Annotated in this window: 15 protein-coding genes; 5 read left to right on the plus strand and 10 right to left on the minus strand. The window is 50.8% G+C overall.

Going from position 1 to position 14,471, the window contains the following annotated elements; translation table 11 throughout:
* Positions 1-40 precede the first annotated feature (40 nt).
* The 5 genes from DFER_RS02230 to DFER_RS02250 form a co-directional block, all read right to left on the minus strand.
* Positions 41-1,423 (minus strand): sensor histidine kinase, encoded by a 1,383-nt coding sequence (locus DFER_RS02230; protein WP_012780069.1) that lies wholly within the window; start codon positions 1,421-1,423, stop codon positions 41-43.
* A 3-nt stretch (positions 1,424-1,426) separates the two neighbouring features.
* Positions 1,427-2,104: a response regulator gene (locus DFER_RS02235; RefSeq protein WP_012780070.1), complete on the minus strand. Its 678-nt coding sequence runs from the start codon at positions 2,102-2,104 to the stop codon at positions 1,427-1,429.
* Positions 2,101-2,634 carry a 5' nucleotidase, NT5C type gene (locus DFER_RS02240; protein WP_012780071.1) on the minus strand — a complete coding sequence of 178 codons (534 nt, stop codon included), beginning with the start codon at positions 2,632-2,634 and terminating at the stop codon, positions 2,101-2,103. The genes DFER_RS02235 and DFER_RS02240 overlap by 4 nt, the downstream gene beginning before the upstream one ends.
* Positions 2,634-3,941: a dihydrolipoamide acetyltransferase family protein gene (locus DFER_RS02245; protein WP_012780072.1), complete on the minus strand. Its 1,308-nt coding sequence runs from the start codon at positions 3,939-3,941 to the stop codon at positions 2,634-2,636. Before DFER_RS02245 ends, DFER_RS02240 begins: the two co-directional genes overlap by 1 nt.
* 63 nt (positions 3,942-4,004) lie before the next feature.
* Complete coding sequence (locus DFER_RS02250) at positions 4,005-5,276, minus strand: competence/damage-inducible protein A (RefSeq protein ID WP_012780073.1); 1,272 nt, start codon at positions 5,274-5,276, stop codon at positions 4,005-4,007.
* A gap of 107 nt (positions 5,277-5,383) precedes the next feature.
* Here DFER_RS02250 and DFER_RS02255 point away from each other — a divergent pair, with 107 nt between their 5' ends.
* Together DFER_RS02255 and gldC are read left to right on the plus strand one after the other, a co-directional pair.
* Positions 5,384-6,109: a DUF4197 domain-containing protein gene (locus DFER_RS02255; protein ID WP_012780074.1), complete on the plus strand. Its 726-nt coding sequence runs from the start codon at positions 5,384-5,386 to the stop codon at positions 6,107-6,109.
* Between the two features lie 36 nt (positions 6,110-6,145).
* Entirely contained in the window at positions 6,146-6,487 is a 342-nt protein-coding gene (gldC, locus tag DFER_RS02260; protein ID WP_012780075.1) for a gliding motility protein GldC, read from the plus strand.
* A gap of 29 nt (positions 6,488-6,516) precedes the next feature.
* On the opposite strand, the gene DFER_RS02265 is transcribed toward gldC, so the two are convergent.
* Genes DFER_RS02265 through ispG form a run of 3 tightly spaced genes read right to left on the minus strand, consistent with a single transcriptional unit; the run spans position 6,517 to position 9,056 of the window.
* The gene (locus tag DFER_RS02265; RefSeq protein ID WP_012780076.1) at positions 6,517-6,876 is read right to left on the minus strand and encodes an MmcQ/YjbR family DNA-binding protein; all 360 of its coding nucleotides are present in this window, start codon (positions 6,874-6,876) and stop codon (positions 6,517-6,519) included.
* Positions 6,873-7,052, minus strand: a complete 180-nt coding sequence (locus DFER_RS02270) for a DUF6728 family protein (protein WP_012780077.1) — start codon at positions 7,050-7,052, stop codon at positions 6,873-6,875. Before DFER_RS02270 ends, DFER_RS02265 begins: the two co-directional genes overlap by 4 nt.
* 9 nt (positions 7,053-7,061) lie before the next feature.
* Positions 7,062-9,056 carry a (E)-4-hydroxy-3-methylbut-2-enyl-diphosphate synthase gene (gene ispG, locus DFER_RS02275; RefSeq protein ID WP_012780078.1) on the minus strand — a complete coding sequence of 665 codons (1,995 nt, stop codon included), beginning with the start codon at positions 9,054-9,056 and terminating at the stop codon, positions 7,062-7,064.
* Positions 9,057-9,377: 321 nt separating this feature from the next.
* On the opposite strand from ispG, the gene DFER_RS02280 reads away from it, so the two are divergent.
* Genes DFER_RS02280 through DFER_RS02290 form a run of 3 tightly spaced genes read left to right on the plus strand, consistent with a single transcriptional unit; the run spans position 9,378 to position 11,616 of the window.
* Complete coding sequence (locus DFER_RS02280) at positions 9,378-10,106, plus strand: hypothetical protein (RefSeq protein ID WP_143828630.1); 729 nt, start codon at positions 9,378-9,380, stop codon at positions 10,104-10,106.
* A gap of 21 nt (positions 10,107-10,127) precedes the next feature.
* Positions 10,128-10,532: a hypothetical protein gene (locus DFER_RS02285; protein WP_012780080.1), complete on the plus strand. Its 405-nt coding sequence runs from the start codon at positions 10,128-10,130 to the stop codon at positions 10,530-10,532.
* A 4-nt stretch (positions 10,533-10,536) separates the two neighbouring features.
* The gene (locus DFER_RS02290; RefSeq protein ID WP_012780081.1) at positions 10,537-11,616 is read left to right on the plus strand and encodes a T9SS type A sorting domain-containing protein; all 1,080 of its coding nucleotides are present in this window, start codon (positions 10,537-10,539) and stop codon (positions 11,614-11,616) included.
* Between the two features lie 137 nt (positions 11,617-11,753).
* Here the strand turns inward: DFER_RS02290 and DFER_RS02295 are convergent, their stop codons facing one another.
* Together DFER_RS02295 and DFER_RS02300 are read right to left on the minus strand one after the other, a co-directional pair.
* Complete coding sequence (locus tag DFER_RS02295) at positions 11,754-12,836, minus strand: GHMP family kinase ATP-binding protein (protein ID WP_012780082.1); 1,083 nt, start codon at positions 12,834-12,836, stop codon at positions 11,754-11,756.
* Positions 12,837-12,840: 4 nt separating this feature from the next.
* Positions 12,841-14,067: a sugar MFS transporter gene (locus tag DFER_RS02300; RefSeq protein WP_012780083.1), complete on the minus strand. Its 1,227-nt coding sequence runs from the start codon at positions 14,065-14,067 to the stop codon at positions 12,841-12,843.
* Between the last annotated feature and the right edge of the window lie 404 nt (positions 14,068-14,471).

A 14,471-nucleotide genomic window follows, 5' to 3' on the forward strand; every position in this document is an offset into this window, starting at 1 on the left:
ACAATACTTAGAAAGGCGTTAATAAAAAGTTAGAATTTGCTTAAAGGCGCAAAAAATTTAATCGGAACGTGGTGCCCTTAGGAACGTTGGATTGAATGTTCACACTGCCATTGTGCAGCTTCACAATGCGCTCTACCAGCGAGAGGCCGATGCCGTAACCTTTGATGTTTGCCGTGTTGTCGCTGCGGTAGAAAGGTTGAAAAACCAAGCTCTTGTCTTTCTCCGGAATGCCTTTACCATGATCCGAAAACGATAGGCCGAGCTGCGCACGCGACGGGTGCAGGCAAACACTCACGGCATTGTCGTCGGAGAACTTGCAGGCGTTGTCCATCAGGTTCAGAAACGCGGTTTTCAGCAGGGTGGAGTTGCCGGTTATTTCCAGCCAGGTGTCGTCCTCGGGGAGCTCGTCGAAGTTGAGCTGGATGTTGTAGACGGGGTTCGCTTGCGCGAGCGTCATGCGGCAGTCGAGCAGCAGGTCGTCGACGCGGATGACTTCCGTGAGCAGGTCACGCTGATCTTCGCTCACTTTGGCGAGTTCAAGCAAGGTATTCGAGAGCTGCCCGAGTTCCTGAATGTCTTCCAGCACCGAGCGGATCGTCATTTGGTATTCGTACGGGTTCCGCTCTTTCAGCATGCTCACTTCCAGCTGCGATTTGATCTTCGTGAGCGGGTTTTTAAGCTCGTGGGAAACATTCGCGACAAAGATTTTCTGCATTTGAAAAGCCGTTTCAATGCGGTCGAGCAGCTTGTTGAATGTCACAGTTAATCGACCGATCTCGTCTTTCTGGTTCGGCACATTCAGCCGCGTATCGAGCTTTTGGGGTAAAATGCCTTCCACGGCATTCATTACCTTCGAAATAGGCCGCAATGCGCGCTTGGAGAAGATCCACCCCACAATCGCCACCACGAACGTCACAATCAGGTAGAGGACCGTCAGCAGCGTTTTCAGGTTCGAGAGGTTGGCCTGGCCGTACAAGTCCTTCGCACCAAGCATTACCACGGCTCTATTAAAGGGATATTTGTAATAAAGGCCTACCACTTTGTAATCACCATCGTCGTAGCGAATCTGTCCTGCCTTGCGGATCTCATCGAGCCAGTAGTTGGACACGTGCAGCGCCTTGAATTGCGGGGTGGTGGAGTTGCTGTAAATGAGGCGGTTTTTTTCGTCGAAAATGAAGATATTCTCGTCGTAAATGAGGTCGCGGTTGGTTTCGTCGAGTGCTTTGAGGACTTCGGCATTGATGAGCGGCACCTGCACTTTCAGCAAAAGCTCCGCCTGCGACTTGGCCTTCGAGCGGAGGCGGTCGTAAAAATCCTCCGTTACATTATAATAGGTAAAAAAATAGACGGCCAGAAAGGTGACCAGCAAAATACCGCTTACCAGCAGGGAAAACTGAACCGTAAGTCGGGTACGTATTTGCATAGTTTATTCCACTTTGAGCACATAGCCCATCCCGAATTGCGTGTGGATGAGCTTTACCGGGTAATCCTTGTCAATCTTCTTGCGAAGGTAATTTACATATACTTCAATTACATTGGTGCCGGTGTCGAATCCAATGTCCCAGACCTGCTCCGCTATCTCGACCTTCGAAATAACGCGCCCCTGGTTGCGGATGAGATACACCAGCAAATTGAATTCGCGCGCCGTCAGATTAATCTTGTTCCCCGATCGATAAACAGTTTTCGCATCGAGCGAAACTTCCAGGTCGGCAAAGCGCAATACCTGGGCGGTGTGCGAAACCGTGGTGCCGCGCTTCGTGAGTGCGCGTACGCGTGCGAGAAGTTCTTTGAATTCGAATGGTTTGACCAGGTAATCGTCCGCGCCTGCGTCGAGGCCCGTCACCTTATCGTCCGTCGTGCCAAGGGCTGTCAGCATCAGGATCGGCGTTTCGTCGCCCCAGCTGCGGATCTCCCGGCAAAGTTCGATCCCGTTAATGCCCGGGATGATGATGTCGCTGATAATGAGTTGGTAAACATTGCCTCGTGCCAATTGTTTACCGATCAACCCGTCGTAAGCAATGTCCACTTCATAGCCGTTCTCTTCCAGCCCTTGCCGTATCGACTGCAATGTTTTTGGTTCGTCCTCGATCAGTAACAGTTTCATACGCTGTGCAAAAATAGTTCCGACACTTCCTTCCAGCTCGAAACGCGCTGATAGGCCGTTTCGCGAAGATTATGCGGGGATGAAAAAAGAATGCCTTTGCCTTTGAACGCCGCCAGATTGCGCACGTGGTCGTCGATCAGGTAATCGGACTGGATAATGCTTTTATACCCACAGAAAACTACATTCGTCCACGGGATAAATGGGAAATGCTTTTTCAACCAGTCGAACTTATCGCGGAAGGAGTTAGGGAATTCCATGCACGCGGTGGCCACAAACAGTTCGTAATATTTGGAAAGCTTGTGAACCGTCTCCACGGCGTCGTCCTTCACTTTGATATCCGCGAAAAAACCGGGTGAGTCCATGATCTTGTGCAGCTTCGAAAGCTGTTTCGGATGCAGCAGTTCCCGCAAGCCCTTTGTCTGGAAATCCGGTCTGTTCAATGTGGTCGAAAAGTCGGCGAGAACAATGTCGACGAGCTTTTCGTGGGTGTTCGCCAGCACATCGTCCATGTCCAGGGTCAATCTCAGCATCAGATAATGGTTCGGCTAATGTCGAAGTTTTCGAGGTAATCGTTTACGCGTTTCAGGAACAGGCCACCCAGCGAGCCATCTACCACCCGGTGGTCGTACGAATGCGAGACAAACATCATGCTGCGGATGCCGATCAGGTCGCCCTGCGGCGTTTCTATCACCGCCGGTTTTTTCTTTATCGCACCGAATGCCATGATCGCCACCTGCGGTTGTACGATAATCGGCGTGCCCATGAGGTTGGAAAATGCGCCGATGTTCGAAACGGTGTAGGTGCCCCCGGCGAGGTCGTCGGCTTTCAGGCGGTTTTCGCGGGCACGCTTGGCGAGGTCGTTCACTTTGCGGGCGAGGCCGGGCAGGTCGTAACGGTCGGCATTGTGGATTACCGGCACAATCAGGTTACCGTCCGGCAATGCTACGGCCATTCCTATATTAATGTCTTTCTTTTTGATAATCTTGTCGCCTTCCACCGAAATGTTGATCAGCGGGTAATCTTGAATGGCTTTGGCAACGGCCTCGATCAGGATCGGCGTGAATGTAATACTGTCGCCGGTTTTTTTCCGGTATTCGGCCTTCACATGCTCCCGCCAGCCTACCACGGGCGTCATGTCGGTTTCGATGAATGATGTTACGTGCGCCGAAATGCGTTTCGAATCGACCATCCGCTGCGAGATCATTTTCCGCATACGGTCCATTTCGATGATTTCGTTGCTGCCGTTCAGCGAAGTCGCCGGAACAGCGGCCGGCGTAACGTTCACACCTTTTTTGCGGCGATGTTCGACATAGGATAAAATATCGTCCTTCGTCACCCGGTTTTCGAGGCCGCTTCCTTTAATGACTTTCAGTTCATCCACCGGGATATGCTCCTCGCGCGCAATGCTGAGCACGAGCGGCGAGTAAAACGAATTTACTTCGCCATGGGCCGGGGCATATTCATAAGCAGGCTCGGCGGTGCGCGTCACGGCCGTTTGAAAATCCTTTTCGAGCAATGCGGCCGTTTCTGCAACGTCCGCCTCTTCTTCCACGGCCGCCAGCGGGGGCGTTTCGGTTTCGAGGGCCACCACATCGTCGGCTACCTCTATTTGTGCTACCGCGCTACCGATCGGCACCACGTCGTTCACTTCCACAAGCCATTTCACGAGCGTGCCGTCGTAGGGGCATGGGACTTCGGTATCTACTTTATCGGTTGCCACTTCCAGAATGGAATCATCGATACGCACCTTCGCCCCTGTTTCTACAAGCAGGTGAAGCACGGTGCATTCCATGATGCTTTCCCCCATCGGAGGCATTACCATTTCAATTACTTTCATATTCCTGTTTTTTCGAAGGTAAGGAAAACATGCTTTTGTTGCCTTACCCGTTCTGATCTTCGTTCAGCCTTTTACCGCGAGTGTAGCTTTCAAAATGCTTTTTCTCAAAAGGTTAAGGGCATAAGAGCAGGTTAGTTCGATATTGATTTTTCTGTTGTTCCTTAAAGTCAGCAGCTGTGTAAATGTCTCCTCGGGCGTTGCGCAGGCGATCCACACGGTGCCTACCGGCTTTTCGGGCGTGCCGCCGTCGGGGCCGGCGATGCCCGTGGTGGAGATGGCAAAAGTGGTGTTGAGCACGCGGCGTGCGCCTTCCGCCATTTCGCGGGCCGTTTGTTCGCTCACCGCGCCGAATGCTTCGAGGGTTGCCGGCGAAACGCCCAGCACGCTCATTTTAACGGCGTTGCTGTAACTCACCACCGAGCCTTCGTAGTAGCGCGAGGAGCCGGAAACGCTCGTGATCTGGTTGGCTACATAGCCGCCCGTGCAGCTTTCGGCGGTGCCTACGGTGGCATTGTTCTGCATAAGCAAAGTGCCGATAATCGTTTCCAGTTCGTCCGAATCGAAGCCGAAAACATATTCTTCGATCAGCGGCAGCACCAAGGCGACCTGCGCATTTAATTCACTGTCGAGCACAGCCTGGTCCGTGCCGGTGCCGGTGAGCCTGAGCTTCACCTGCCCGAAATGCGGCAGATAGGCCAGTTTGATATGTTCCGGCAGGGCATCTTCCCAGGCGGCGATTTTTTCCGCCAGAAACGATTCGCCGATCCCGATCGTGCGGATTTGTTTATGCTGGATAATATGGGTCGAAAACCGTGCTTTCAGCCTCGGCAGGATCTCGAACTCCATCAGGTTTTTCATTTCAAACGGCACGCCGGGCAGCGATACGTAAATCACCCCGTCCTTCTCGAACCACATGCCCGGGGCCGTGCCCCACAGGTTGGGAATGTAGGTACAGTTTTTGGGGAGCGCTGCCTGCTGGATGTTCAGCTCGGTCATGGTGCGGCCGCGTTTTGCGAAAAACTCCGTAACAAGCGCCAGTGCCTCCTGGTTGATTTCCAGCTCTGTGCCGAAGTATTCGCAGAAGGTGTGTTTCGTAATGTCGTCACGCGTGGGGCCGAGGCCGCCGGTGACGATCACGACGTTCACCCGCTCGCTGGCCTGTTTGAACGCGTCCAGAATGTCCTGCCTTTGGTCACCGACCGATGTTTTGCGTACCGGACGGATGCCGATATCAGTCAGTTGGGTGCCAATCCATTGGGTGTTCGTATCGACGATCTGACCGAAAAGGATCTCGTCACCGATGGTGATTATTTCAGCTCTGGCAGAGGAAATCATAGGTTCGAAACAGGTTAAAAGGGACCGTTATTTTTCCAAAAATAAGTAAAATTAATCGTTATTGAGTACGTTTGAACCGTAGTGAAATATTAACAAACTCTATTGTAATGAAATACAAAATCCTTTCGTTTACGCTGTTTTGGCTCGTTTTGGCACACACTTCCCAGGCACAGTTCAATCTGGGCAAAGTCCTCGAGAAAGTGGGCGGCAAAAGCGGTGGACTCAGTGAAAATGAGATCGTTCAGGGCCTGAAAGAGGCGTTGAACGTGGGCATCAGCAACGGTTCCGATTCCGCCTCGAAGGTGGACGGGTTCTTCAAAAACGAACTGATCAAGATCGCGGTGCCGCCCGAAGCGCAGAAAGTGGCCGAAACACTCCGCAAAATGGGGCTTGGCGAGCAGGTCGATAAATTTACATTATCCCTCAACCGCGCGGCGGAAGATGCGGCCAAGAAGTCCAAACCGATCTTTTTTAAAGCCATCACGTCCATGACCGTGCCCGACGCACTCAGTATTCTCAAAGGCCAGGACGACGCTGCTACCCAGTATCTGAAAAAAAGCACGAACGATGAGCTCTTCAAGGCATTCTTTCCCGTGGTAGACAGCACGTTGAATCTCAACAAGGCGACGCAATATTATGGTGATATTGTGAATACTTACAACCAGCTGCCCCTCGTCAAAAAGGTTAATCCCAATTTGAAAGAATACGCCACGCAAAAAACCATCGACGGCCTGTACTTGCTCATTGCGCAGGAGGAAAAGAAAATCCGGGAGAATCCGGGCGCGCGGGTGACCGATTTGCTCAAAAAAGTGTTTAGCCAGGTAGGTAAGTGAGTTTTCCTTACTTTTGTAAAAATTAACACCTCAATAATGAAGAAGTCAGAAATCCATTTCACCGTTGAACTAGACGACAAAAATATACCTGAAAAGATCTTTTGGGACGCGACCGACAACCCGAACGAGGGCATTAATGACACGCGCGCCATCGCGATCGGCGTGTGGGACCATTACCACCGCGGCACGCTGAAAATCGACCTTTGGACGAAGGATATGGAGGTTTTTGAAATGAAGCGGTTTTATATTGAACTCATGAGCGGTATTGCCGACACCCTGCTGACCGCTACCAACGACCGCGGAATGGCCGACATGATCGAGGGCGTTTGCGACACGCTGAGCAAGCGACTGGATGAGGAAATGAAAGCAGCCAAATAAATGCGAAGGAGCGGGTTACCGCTCCTTTTTTATTGTTGCTGTCTGAGTTCTTCCTGCGTTTTCTTCGGCAGGCTGGCCACTACGAGGTCGTACGAATGTTTCACCCAGCTGAACAATTCTTCGCTTGGAATGCTTCCGGTGACATGCACCGTGTTCCAATGCTTCTTATTCATATGGTACCCCGGCCTCACGTCGGGGTATTTTTCTCTCAGTTCTTCTGCCTTTTCAGGATCGCATTTGGCATTGAATGAATGCTGCGGCGTATCCAGCGGCGTCAGCAGGAAAACCTTTCCCATTACTTTAAAAACCAGCGTATCCGGGCCGAATGGTAACTCTTCCGTGACGCCTGGTAATTTTAAACTGTAATCCCTGAGTGTTTCGAGGTTCATCGTATTAAGGCTCTGACGATCATGACAATAACGCAAATCAGGAACATGACGATCGAGATCCGGTTGATCCCATGCATCATGCGCAAGTTGAACGAATCGGGGTTATTCGGGTCGCGCTTTTTGAAAACGCGTACGAAGTAGGAAAACACTTCTCCCAGTTGAAAGTATCTTTTCATTGTATTTGTTTAAACCAAAATTTCACGCTCCTCCGGCTCAATCCACCGGCCGTCTTCACGGATGAGCTCGATCAGCTCTTCCACGGCTTTCGATGAGTGCACCGACCGTTTGATCACGTCCTGCCCGCGGTACAGCGCAATTTTATCCTTGCCCATACCCACATAGCCGTAATCGGCATCGGCCATTTCGCCCGGGCCGTTTACGATACAGCCCATAATGCCTATTTTAACACCTTTCAAATGTTCGGTGTGCTTGCGTATCATCGCCGTCGTCTCCTGCAAATCAAACAATGTGCGTCCGCACGACGGGCACGAAATGTACTCGGTTTTCGACATTCGCGTGCGCGCCGCCTGCAAAATACCGAATGCAATGCCGTTATAGGCCGCAGCGGCTTTCAGTTTTTCGGCGTGCTCCGCGCCTGAGAAGTCGGGGCAAAGCAATGTGCCATCGCCGAAGCCATCCACCAGCAATCCGCCGATATCGGTAGCGGAATACAAGGTCAGCCGGTCACCCAGGTCGGTTTGGTAACTCCGCCGGATAATTACCGGTAGCCGGTTCTTCATTTCTGTGAGCTTGTAAAAGAACCGCCGCATTTCGGGCATCGCGTGCGCATTGTCTGTGTGCAGGACGAGGACGATGTTCGTTTTACCGGCAACTTCGTTCAGAAAAGCCTCGTTGAAAGTATGGATATCTCCTTCAATAAAATTCAGTTCGGAAGAAACCTCCGTTGCCGCATTCCAGTCCGCAACATTGAAAAGGGGAAATTTGATGTGCTTTTCGGGATGTACCAGCCATTGCGGGTAGTCCAGGATTTCGCGCAGGCCGTTCGGGAGCATAAATGGCACCGGTTTCTGGCCTGAATATATAAAATCGGCGCCCTGGTCGTTCATGGCCCATTTATCAGGCACCGGCAGGAAGAAATGGCCGATACTTTTTAGATCATCCAATTGCTGGACTTCGATATTCGAGTAGTCGGCGATCACGCGGGGCACGTTCAAATGCCCGAGGTTATACACTTCCCGCGTATCGCGTCGGGTGTATTGGAATGGGTTGATCGGACAATGGTCAACCGGCTCGATCGGCGCATGGCTGGCGCGTGTCGCGTACCGTTCGATTAATGCGCGCGCCACAGGGGCTTCTTTTTCGGGTGCTTCGGTCAGCGAAACGCGCACGGTATCACCCAATCCATCTTCCAGCAACGTACCGATCCCGACTGCCGATTTAATGCGGCCGTCTTCTGCCTCACCGGCCTCGGTAACGCCCAAATGCAGCGGGTAGGGCTTCAAACCTTCCTCGTCCAGCCGCTGCACGAGCAGGCGGTAGGCTTCCACCATCACCTGCGTGTTGGACGACTTCATCGACAGTGCGATGTTGTAATAATTGAACTCTTCACAAATCCGCAGAAATTCCAGCGCCGACTCCACCATACCCAGCGGAGTGTCGCCGTAGCGGCTCAGGATTCGGTCGGAAAGCGAACCGTGGTTCGTTCCGATGCGCATGGCGGTGCCGTACTCCTTGCAGATTTTGACGAGCGGAATAAACTTTTCGCGGATCCGTTCCAGCTCGGCGGCGTACGAGGCATCGGTATAGTCGATCACTTCAAAACGCTTGCGATCGGCATAATTGCCGGGATTAATGCGCACCTTTTCGACGATACGCGCCGCGAGTTCGGCGGCATTGGGTGTAAAATGTATGTCTGCGATCAGCGGGACCTGAATGCCCAGCTTACGCAGTCCATTGCGGATATTTTCCAGATTTTGAGCCTCCTTCACGCTCGGCGCCGTAATGCGCACATATTCGCAGCCCGACTCCACCATCCGGATCACCTCATCGATAGACCCCTGCGTATCCATCGTATCCACGGTGGTCATCGACTGCACGCGGATCGGGTAATCGGAGCCCATCGGGAGGTCACCGATATGGATGGTGATAGTCCGACGCCGCTCGTAGGCGGTCAGCGACGGGCAATAGATATTGGTTTTTTGTTCAGCAGGTGTGATCACGGTCGTTGAATGGTAATATCGACAAAGGTCTTAAAAGTAAAACACAATCGGAATGCCAATGGTGCATTTTTCCATTGCCGTCTGCTCGTTTGTATTGCTCCTCATCGTATCGTAGCCCTTCGACACGAAAACCGTTCGTATATCAAATTCTGCCGCACACTCATCTCGGGTCGGAATGGTGATGTTTTGTATTTGAAAAATTAAATATTTGCAATGCCCGCTGCGATCGTCAGCGCCATCAACAACTCAATGTTCCGGTTTCCAAATCGTCCCTCCGGGAGAGATTTTGCATGTATCATCCACCATGTAAACCAGAACTATATGAAGAAAACTATTCTCTATTTAATCATCATCCTACTGTCATTGGGAAGAGCGCCGGGGCAGACTTTGCGATGGAACTACCCTTGCAAACCAGGAACCGAATGCTGGAATGCCCTTACCTCCGTCACGGAACGGCAGAATGCCTGCCAGATCACTGGCATCGATCTCAGCACTTTGAGTACGGAGGAATTGCTGCTGATAACGATGGAACATCCGTTTTTTCGGAGTTACATAGCACACGACAGTCCGATTGAGGGGATGGGCTTTGTGCTGGAAGGGTTCAATGGGTTTTTAGAATTTAAGCGAAGACCTGATGCCATGCGAGCACTGCGGGATGTCTATTTCCGGGAGGAGTTTCGCAAAATTCAAACTTTCCCGGATAGTGCAGAAATGGGCGCGTATTCGCTCAAATTGATAGGCGTGGAGCTGATGATGTGTGATGATGCGCTATTGGATCAGATGTCTTCCGAAGAAAAGGTTCACTTTTTGCAGCGATTGCATAGCCAATGGCTTGTAAAAAAGCGATATGAGGTTGTTTTCGGCGGCATTTCGAATGAAGTGAGTGCTTATCTATTTGATCTGATCCTGCAATCGATGGGTGAGGAGTTGCTGGCGGATCACTTCGAACCAGAAGCGATAGAGTCATTTCGCAGGCGATTGATTGTGAGAAGTACGGCACCGATCGAACACTTACTGAACAAGTTTGATGAATATGTGAAAAGCCATTGAGTTTGAACGAAACTAGAAATCATGAAAGCATCACCAACATTTAGAGGGCCGCAAAATGTCCGCGCATCCAAGATTTTGACACTGATGATCATTGCATGGATGCTAATTGCCGGATCTTGTACTGAAACAGAAGTAAAGGAATACGACGCAGCCGAACCATGTTTCACCAAAGAATCGCTTGAAACCGTGCCTTGGATCAAGGATGAATTGGCTTGGTTTCAGCAGCCGAAGATGAGTTTCCTTATGGTATCGGTTTACCGTTACCGAGGCGAATACTATTTAGCATTTGAGAATGTCGCCACATCGGGTCCTTCCATCCATATATTCAATTGCTCAGGACAGCATTTGGGCGAATTGAATATTAACTACAACGAATTCTACGACAACGTTGAATTGATGACTGTTTTGTTAGAAGGTTACTATTGAATATATGAAAAACGTACTTATCACTCTCACTCTTGTTTTAATCTTAAAACAGATGTGTAATGGTCAGGTAAATACGCCTAATGGTGTTCCTGTTCCAGCCAATGCCTTATTCGTTTATAGCGCTGTAAAATATACGGACGCGCAATTGCAGTCCGAGCAAAATAATATCCAGAATGGCGCGTACGGTGGCAGTTGTATAATTCTCTCAGGTTATTCTAGGAACTATAATTGCCACGGCTATGCTTGGCACGTCTCCACAGGGGGAGCCCAGACTTGCATTGATCAAGTGTTCTTTGGTGGAGTTACGCCATATGTCGCCGGAGTAAACCCTAGTTATTCGCAAACAAACTACAATAGTACAATCGGAAAATTACGAGTGCGATATTCGGGAGATCATTCCGCTGTGACGACTTATGACGGAAAATTCATTTCCAAGTTTGGGCCAGGTCCGTTGGTGAAGCACAATGCGCTAGATGTGCCACCCGGCTATGGCAATCCGTCAAGTTGCTGGACCTGCAACTACGCTCCGCCATTGACCAGCGTCTATCTGGACGGCAAACTTATTTCTGGAAGCTTTCAAAACACCACCTGGGGTTCTCACAACATGCAGATCTTCTGGGGGCTCGACCCCGATACCGGCCCTACATTCAGCCCGACTGCGGGAAGCACCATCATCAATAATCAAAGTTCGGGGACGGTGAATTTTACATTCAATGGCCCTTCCAACAATGGTGGCCTTTCCATCGCATTCTGCGGAGCGCCGAGGTATTCGTTCACATTCTTCAAACCGAGCGGCGCGAAAATGCAGGTCTATCCTAATCCAGCTCAAGAGGATGAAGTCATTACAATTTCATCGGAATCTCCTGACGAGTTGCATGCGGTTAATTTGGATGAGCAGACCAATAAATTGATCAAAGTTAGCTTGCTGGATGACCGACAGCGGGTCATACAAGACTACTTACCCAATGCAGAAGGAAACCTGACAACTGTGAAAATGAAGGCAGGCCTGAAAGGGACATACTTCCTGAAAGCAACCTTTGAGGATGGTACTGTGCAAACAAAACGGCTATGGATAGCGAAGTGAATCATTCGCAGCAAGTCTATTCTCTCTCGTAACAGTAGGAAAATATCTATTGATTTTTACTTCAAAACAAGAAGCTCGCCGCGGTTTTAACCGGGCCTAAATGATGGAAGGTGAGGGCGAAAACGCCCGGATCGGGGTTATCCCTCAACCCGGGTGCCTTCGTCGACAGTGATAATATAACTTTTGCCGCCTTCGCGTTCAATCGCTTCTGCTACTTCTTCCGCATGCGTGGGGGCGTAGGCGAACATGCAGCCGCCACCGCCGGAGCCGTTGATCTTACCGCCCAATGCGCCCGCGCCCAGGGCGGCGTTCATCATGCGTTCGATTTTGGGCGTAGAGGTGCGCTTGTGGTCGCGGAGGTTTTGGTAGTGTTTGTAGAGCAAATGGCCGAAGCGATTGTCGAAGTCGGTGCCGGCGTGGTTTTCGGCGCTGTCGATGAGCAGCGCTTTGCCTTCTACGAGGATGTCGCGGTCTTCGATATTTGCATTCAGCAGGCTGAGCTGGTCGTTGGTGAGCACGGACTTGTAATCGGTCAGCTTGCTGATCGGTGTGGTGAAAATGGAGAAGGAGGGATCGTAGTCGGTCACGATTTTGATCACTTCTTCCATGCCGTACCGGCAGCGGGCGATGATGCCGAGGGTGTCTTTCGGTTCCAGCGAATCGCCGAGAACGAATGTGCCGAGCTTGGGGGTTAATGCTTCTACCTTGATGACGGGCGTCGATTCGAGGTAGATCACATTGCCGATGGCCGTCGAATAGTTGTCCATCATCCCGCCCGGTTCGCCGAATTCGAGGACTTCCGCTGCGTTTGCGATCTCTCCCAATTCTTTTTTAGAGAAATTGAGCGGATTGTCGCTGAGCTTGTCCAGGAAATGCGCCCAGGAAACGATCAGTGCCGACGAGCTCGATGTGCCGGAATTGATGGGAATATTACCCTGAATGGTCACTTCGAAACCCTTCGAAAAGGTGAGGCCTTTTCGTTTGACGACATTAATGGTGCTGCGGAAATAATCGCGCTGCTTGACGTAAGGGAAAGTCGTATCGAGTGAAAACGCTTCTTTTGAACCCAGGTCGGGCAGGTTTAGAATGATTTTATTGTCATCACGACGGGCACCTTCGACGCTAATCCGCCGCGATATGGCCGCCGCGATCACGGGGAGCCCCAGGTAATCCTGGTGTTCCCCGAAAAGGCAAATGCGGCCGGGAGTTGAAATCCTCATTGAACTACCAGCTTTTCTTTTTGTGGCCAACTAAGCCGAAATACAGCATATAAATGTAAAGTGGAACCAAAATCCAGTAAGCTTGTTGCGTACTGCCGATCGAGTCGGCGATGCTTCCGTACACCAAAGGTAATATGGCGCCGCCGGAAATTCCCATTACGAGCAATGCAGAAGCGATTTTTGTGAATTTACCCAGTCCGCTCAGTGCCAGCGGCCACAATGCCGGCCAGATCACCGCATTTGCAAAGCCGAGGACCGCGATACAAATCACCGAAGTGAAACCCGTTGAATTAATGGCGATTACCGTCACGATCAAGCCCAGGATAGCAGAGAATTTGAGATAGGCCTGCTGCGACACATATTTTGGAATCAAAACAATTCCCAACACATAGCCGAACATCATGCCGTATAACGTGTAGGTTCCGAACAAGCGCGCTTCTTCCTCCGGGAAGCCCAGGGATACGCCGTAGCTGATGATGGTGTCACCGGCGATTACTTCCGCACCCACGTAGCAGAACAATGCCAGCACGCCCAATACCAGGTTCGGGAACTGCAAAACGCTTGTTTTCTGAACCGCAACCTGCTGAGCTGCAAGCGGGGTGTCGTCTTCTTCCTCCTCGCTCACTTCCACTAGGCCTTTCGACATTTTGATGATCACCGCCAATGCCACCAGCACGACCGTAAGCACCAGGTAAGGCATCGCCACCTTGTCGAGCTCCGTTTTCGGATCGGCGGAAGATGCGCCGGCGAGCAGGAGTTTACCGAAAATGATCTGGCTGAAAATACCCGCCGTTTTGTTGGCAATACCCATAATACTGATCCGCTGGGCGGCACTTTCGCGCGGGCCGAGAATGGTTGCATAAGGGTTGGAGGCCGTTTGCAGAACGGTAAGGCCGATACCGATGGTAAACAAACCTACCAGGAACAGCGGATAGGATGCCATTTCCGCCGCCGGAATGAATATGAGCGTTCCGAGCGCCATCACGATGAGGGCCAGGGACATGCCGTTTTTAAAACCGGTTTTTTTCAACACCATCGAACACGGGATTGCCATGACGGTGTAAGAAATGAAGAAAGCAAATGTAACCAGGTATGAACTGGTGTTATCCAGCGAGAATGCTTTTTTGAAGAAGGTGATCAGTGTTCCGTTAACCCATGTGACGAAACCCATCACAAAGAATAGAATGCCGATAATGAAGAGGGGACCCAGGTAACTGTTCTTTTTGCTCATTTAAGTCGTTTTGGATTAGGTTCGGGTTGTTGTCCGGTTATGTATTTGGTTTGTGATAATACGCAATAATCGTCAATCAGGCCAGGGGTGCTCCGGCCGGTGACTCATTCCTGCGATTTTAGCAGAAATTTTCGTCTCTCTACATCAAAATCTGTTGAAACCCGTGCGGGGCATCGGAAGAAGAATATTCGGCCTTCTACCCGCCGGGGCTGCAATTTACACGCAAAAGCCAGATTTTTAAATTTTTTTATTAATTAAAAAATAACGCAGCGAACGCATTGCAGCAACATGAAATAGGATTGCCGTGAACAATTTGCTAGCTTACAGCGTTTACCCAAAGCAAGAGACTTCTGAGAGCAATTCACAGCATGCTCGAACCCTTAAATGTGTTGGACACATCCTTT

The sequence above is a fragment of the Dyadobacter fermentans DSM 18053 genome, assembly GCF_000023125.1.
GTDB lineage: Bacteria > Bacteroidota > Bacteroidia > Cytophagales > Spirosomataceae > Dyadobacter > Dyadobacter fermentans.

Excerpts from the sequence above, each read along its gene's own strand:
- gldC (WP_012780075.1), top strand. The coding sequence starts at position 6,146 with ATGAAGAAGTCAGAAATCCATTTCACCGTTGAACTAGACGACAAAAAT.
- DFER_RS02285 (WP_012780080.1), top strand. The coding sequence starts at position 10,128 with ATGAAAGCATCACCAACATTTAGAGGGCCGCAAAATGTCCGCGCATCC.
- DFER_RS02265 (WP_012780076.1), bottom strand. The coding sequence starts at position 6,876 with ATGAACCTCGAAACACTCAGGGATTACAGTTTAAAATTACCAGGCGTC.
- DFER_RS02290 (WP_012780081.1), top strand. The coding sequence starts at position 10,537 with ATGAAAAACGTACTTATCACTCTCACTCTTGTTTTAATCTTAAAACAG.
- DFER_RS02295 (WP_012780082.1), bottom strand. The coding sequence starts at position 12,836 with ATGAGGATTTCAACTCCCGGCCGCATTTGCCTTTTCGGGGAACACCAG.
- DFER_RS02230 (WP_012780069.1), bottom strand. The coding sequence starts at position 1,423 with ATGCAAATACGTACCCGACTTACGGTTCAGTTTTCCCTGCTGGTAAGC.
- DFER_RS02255 (WP_012780074.1), top strand. The coding sequence starts at position 5,384 with ATGAAATACAAAATCCTTTCGTTTACGCTGTTTTGGCTCGTTTTGGCA.
- DFER_RS02240 (WP_012780071.1), bottom strand. The coding sequence starts at position 2,634 with ATGCTGAGATTGACCCTGGACATGGACGATGTGCTGGCGAACACCCAC.
- DFER_RS02250 (WP_012780073.1), bottom strand. The coding sequence starts at position 5,276 with ATGATTTCCTCTGCCAGAGCTGAAATAATCACCATCGGTGACGAGATC.
- DFER_RS02245 (WP_012780072.1), bottom strand. The coding sequence starts at position 3,941 with ATGAAAGTAATTGAAATGGTAATGCCTCCGATGGGGGAAAGCATCATG.
- DFER_RS02270 (WP_012780077.1), bottom strand. The coding sequence starts at position 7,052 with ATGAAAAGATACTTTCAACTGGGAGAAGTGTTTTCCTACTTCGTACGC.
- DFER_RS02300 (WP_012780083.1), bottom strand. The coding sequence starts at position 14,067 with ATGAGCAAAAAGAACAGTTACCTGGGTCCCCTCTTCATTATCGGCATT.
- DFER_RS02235 (WP_012780070.1), bottom strand. The coding sequence starts at position 2,104 with ATGAAACTGTTACTGATCGAGGACGAACCAAAAACATTGCAGTCGATA.
- DFER_RS02280 (WP_143828630.1), top strand. The coding sequence starts at position 9,378 with ATGAAGAAAACTATTCTCTATTTAATCATCATCCTACTGTCATTGGGA.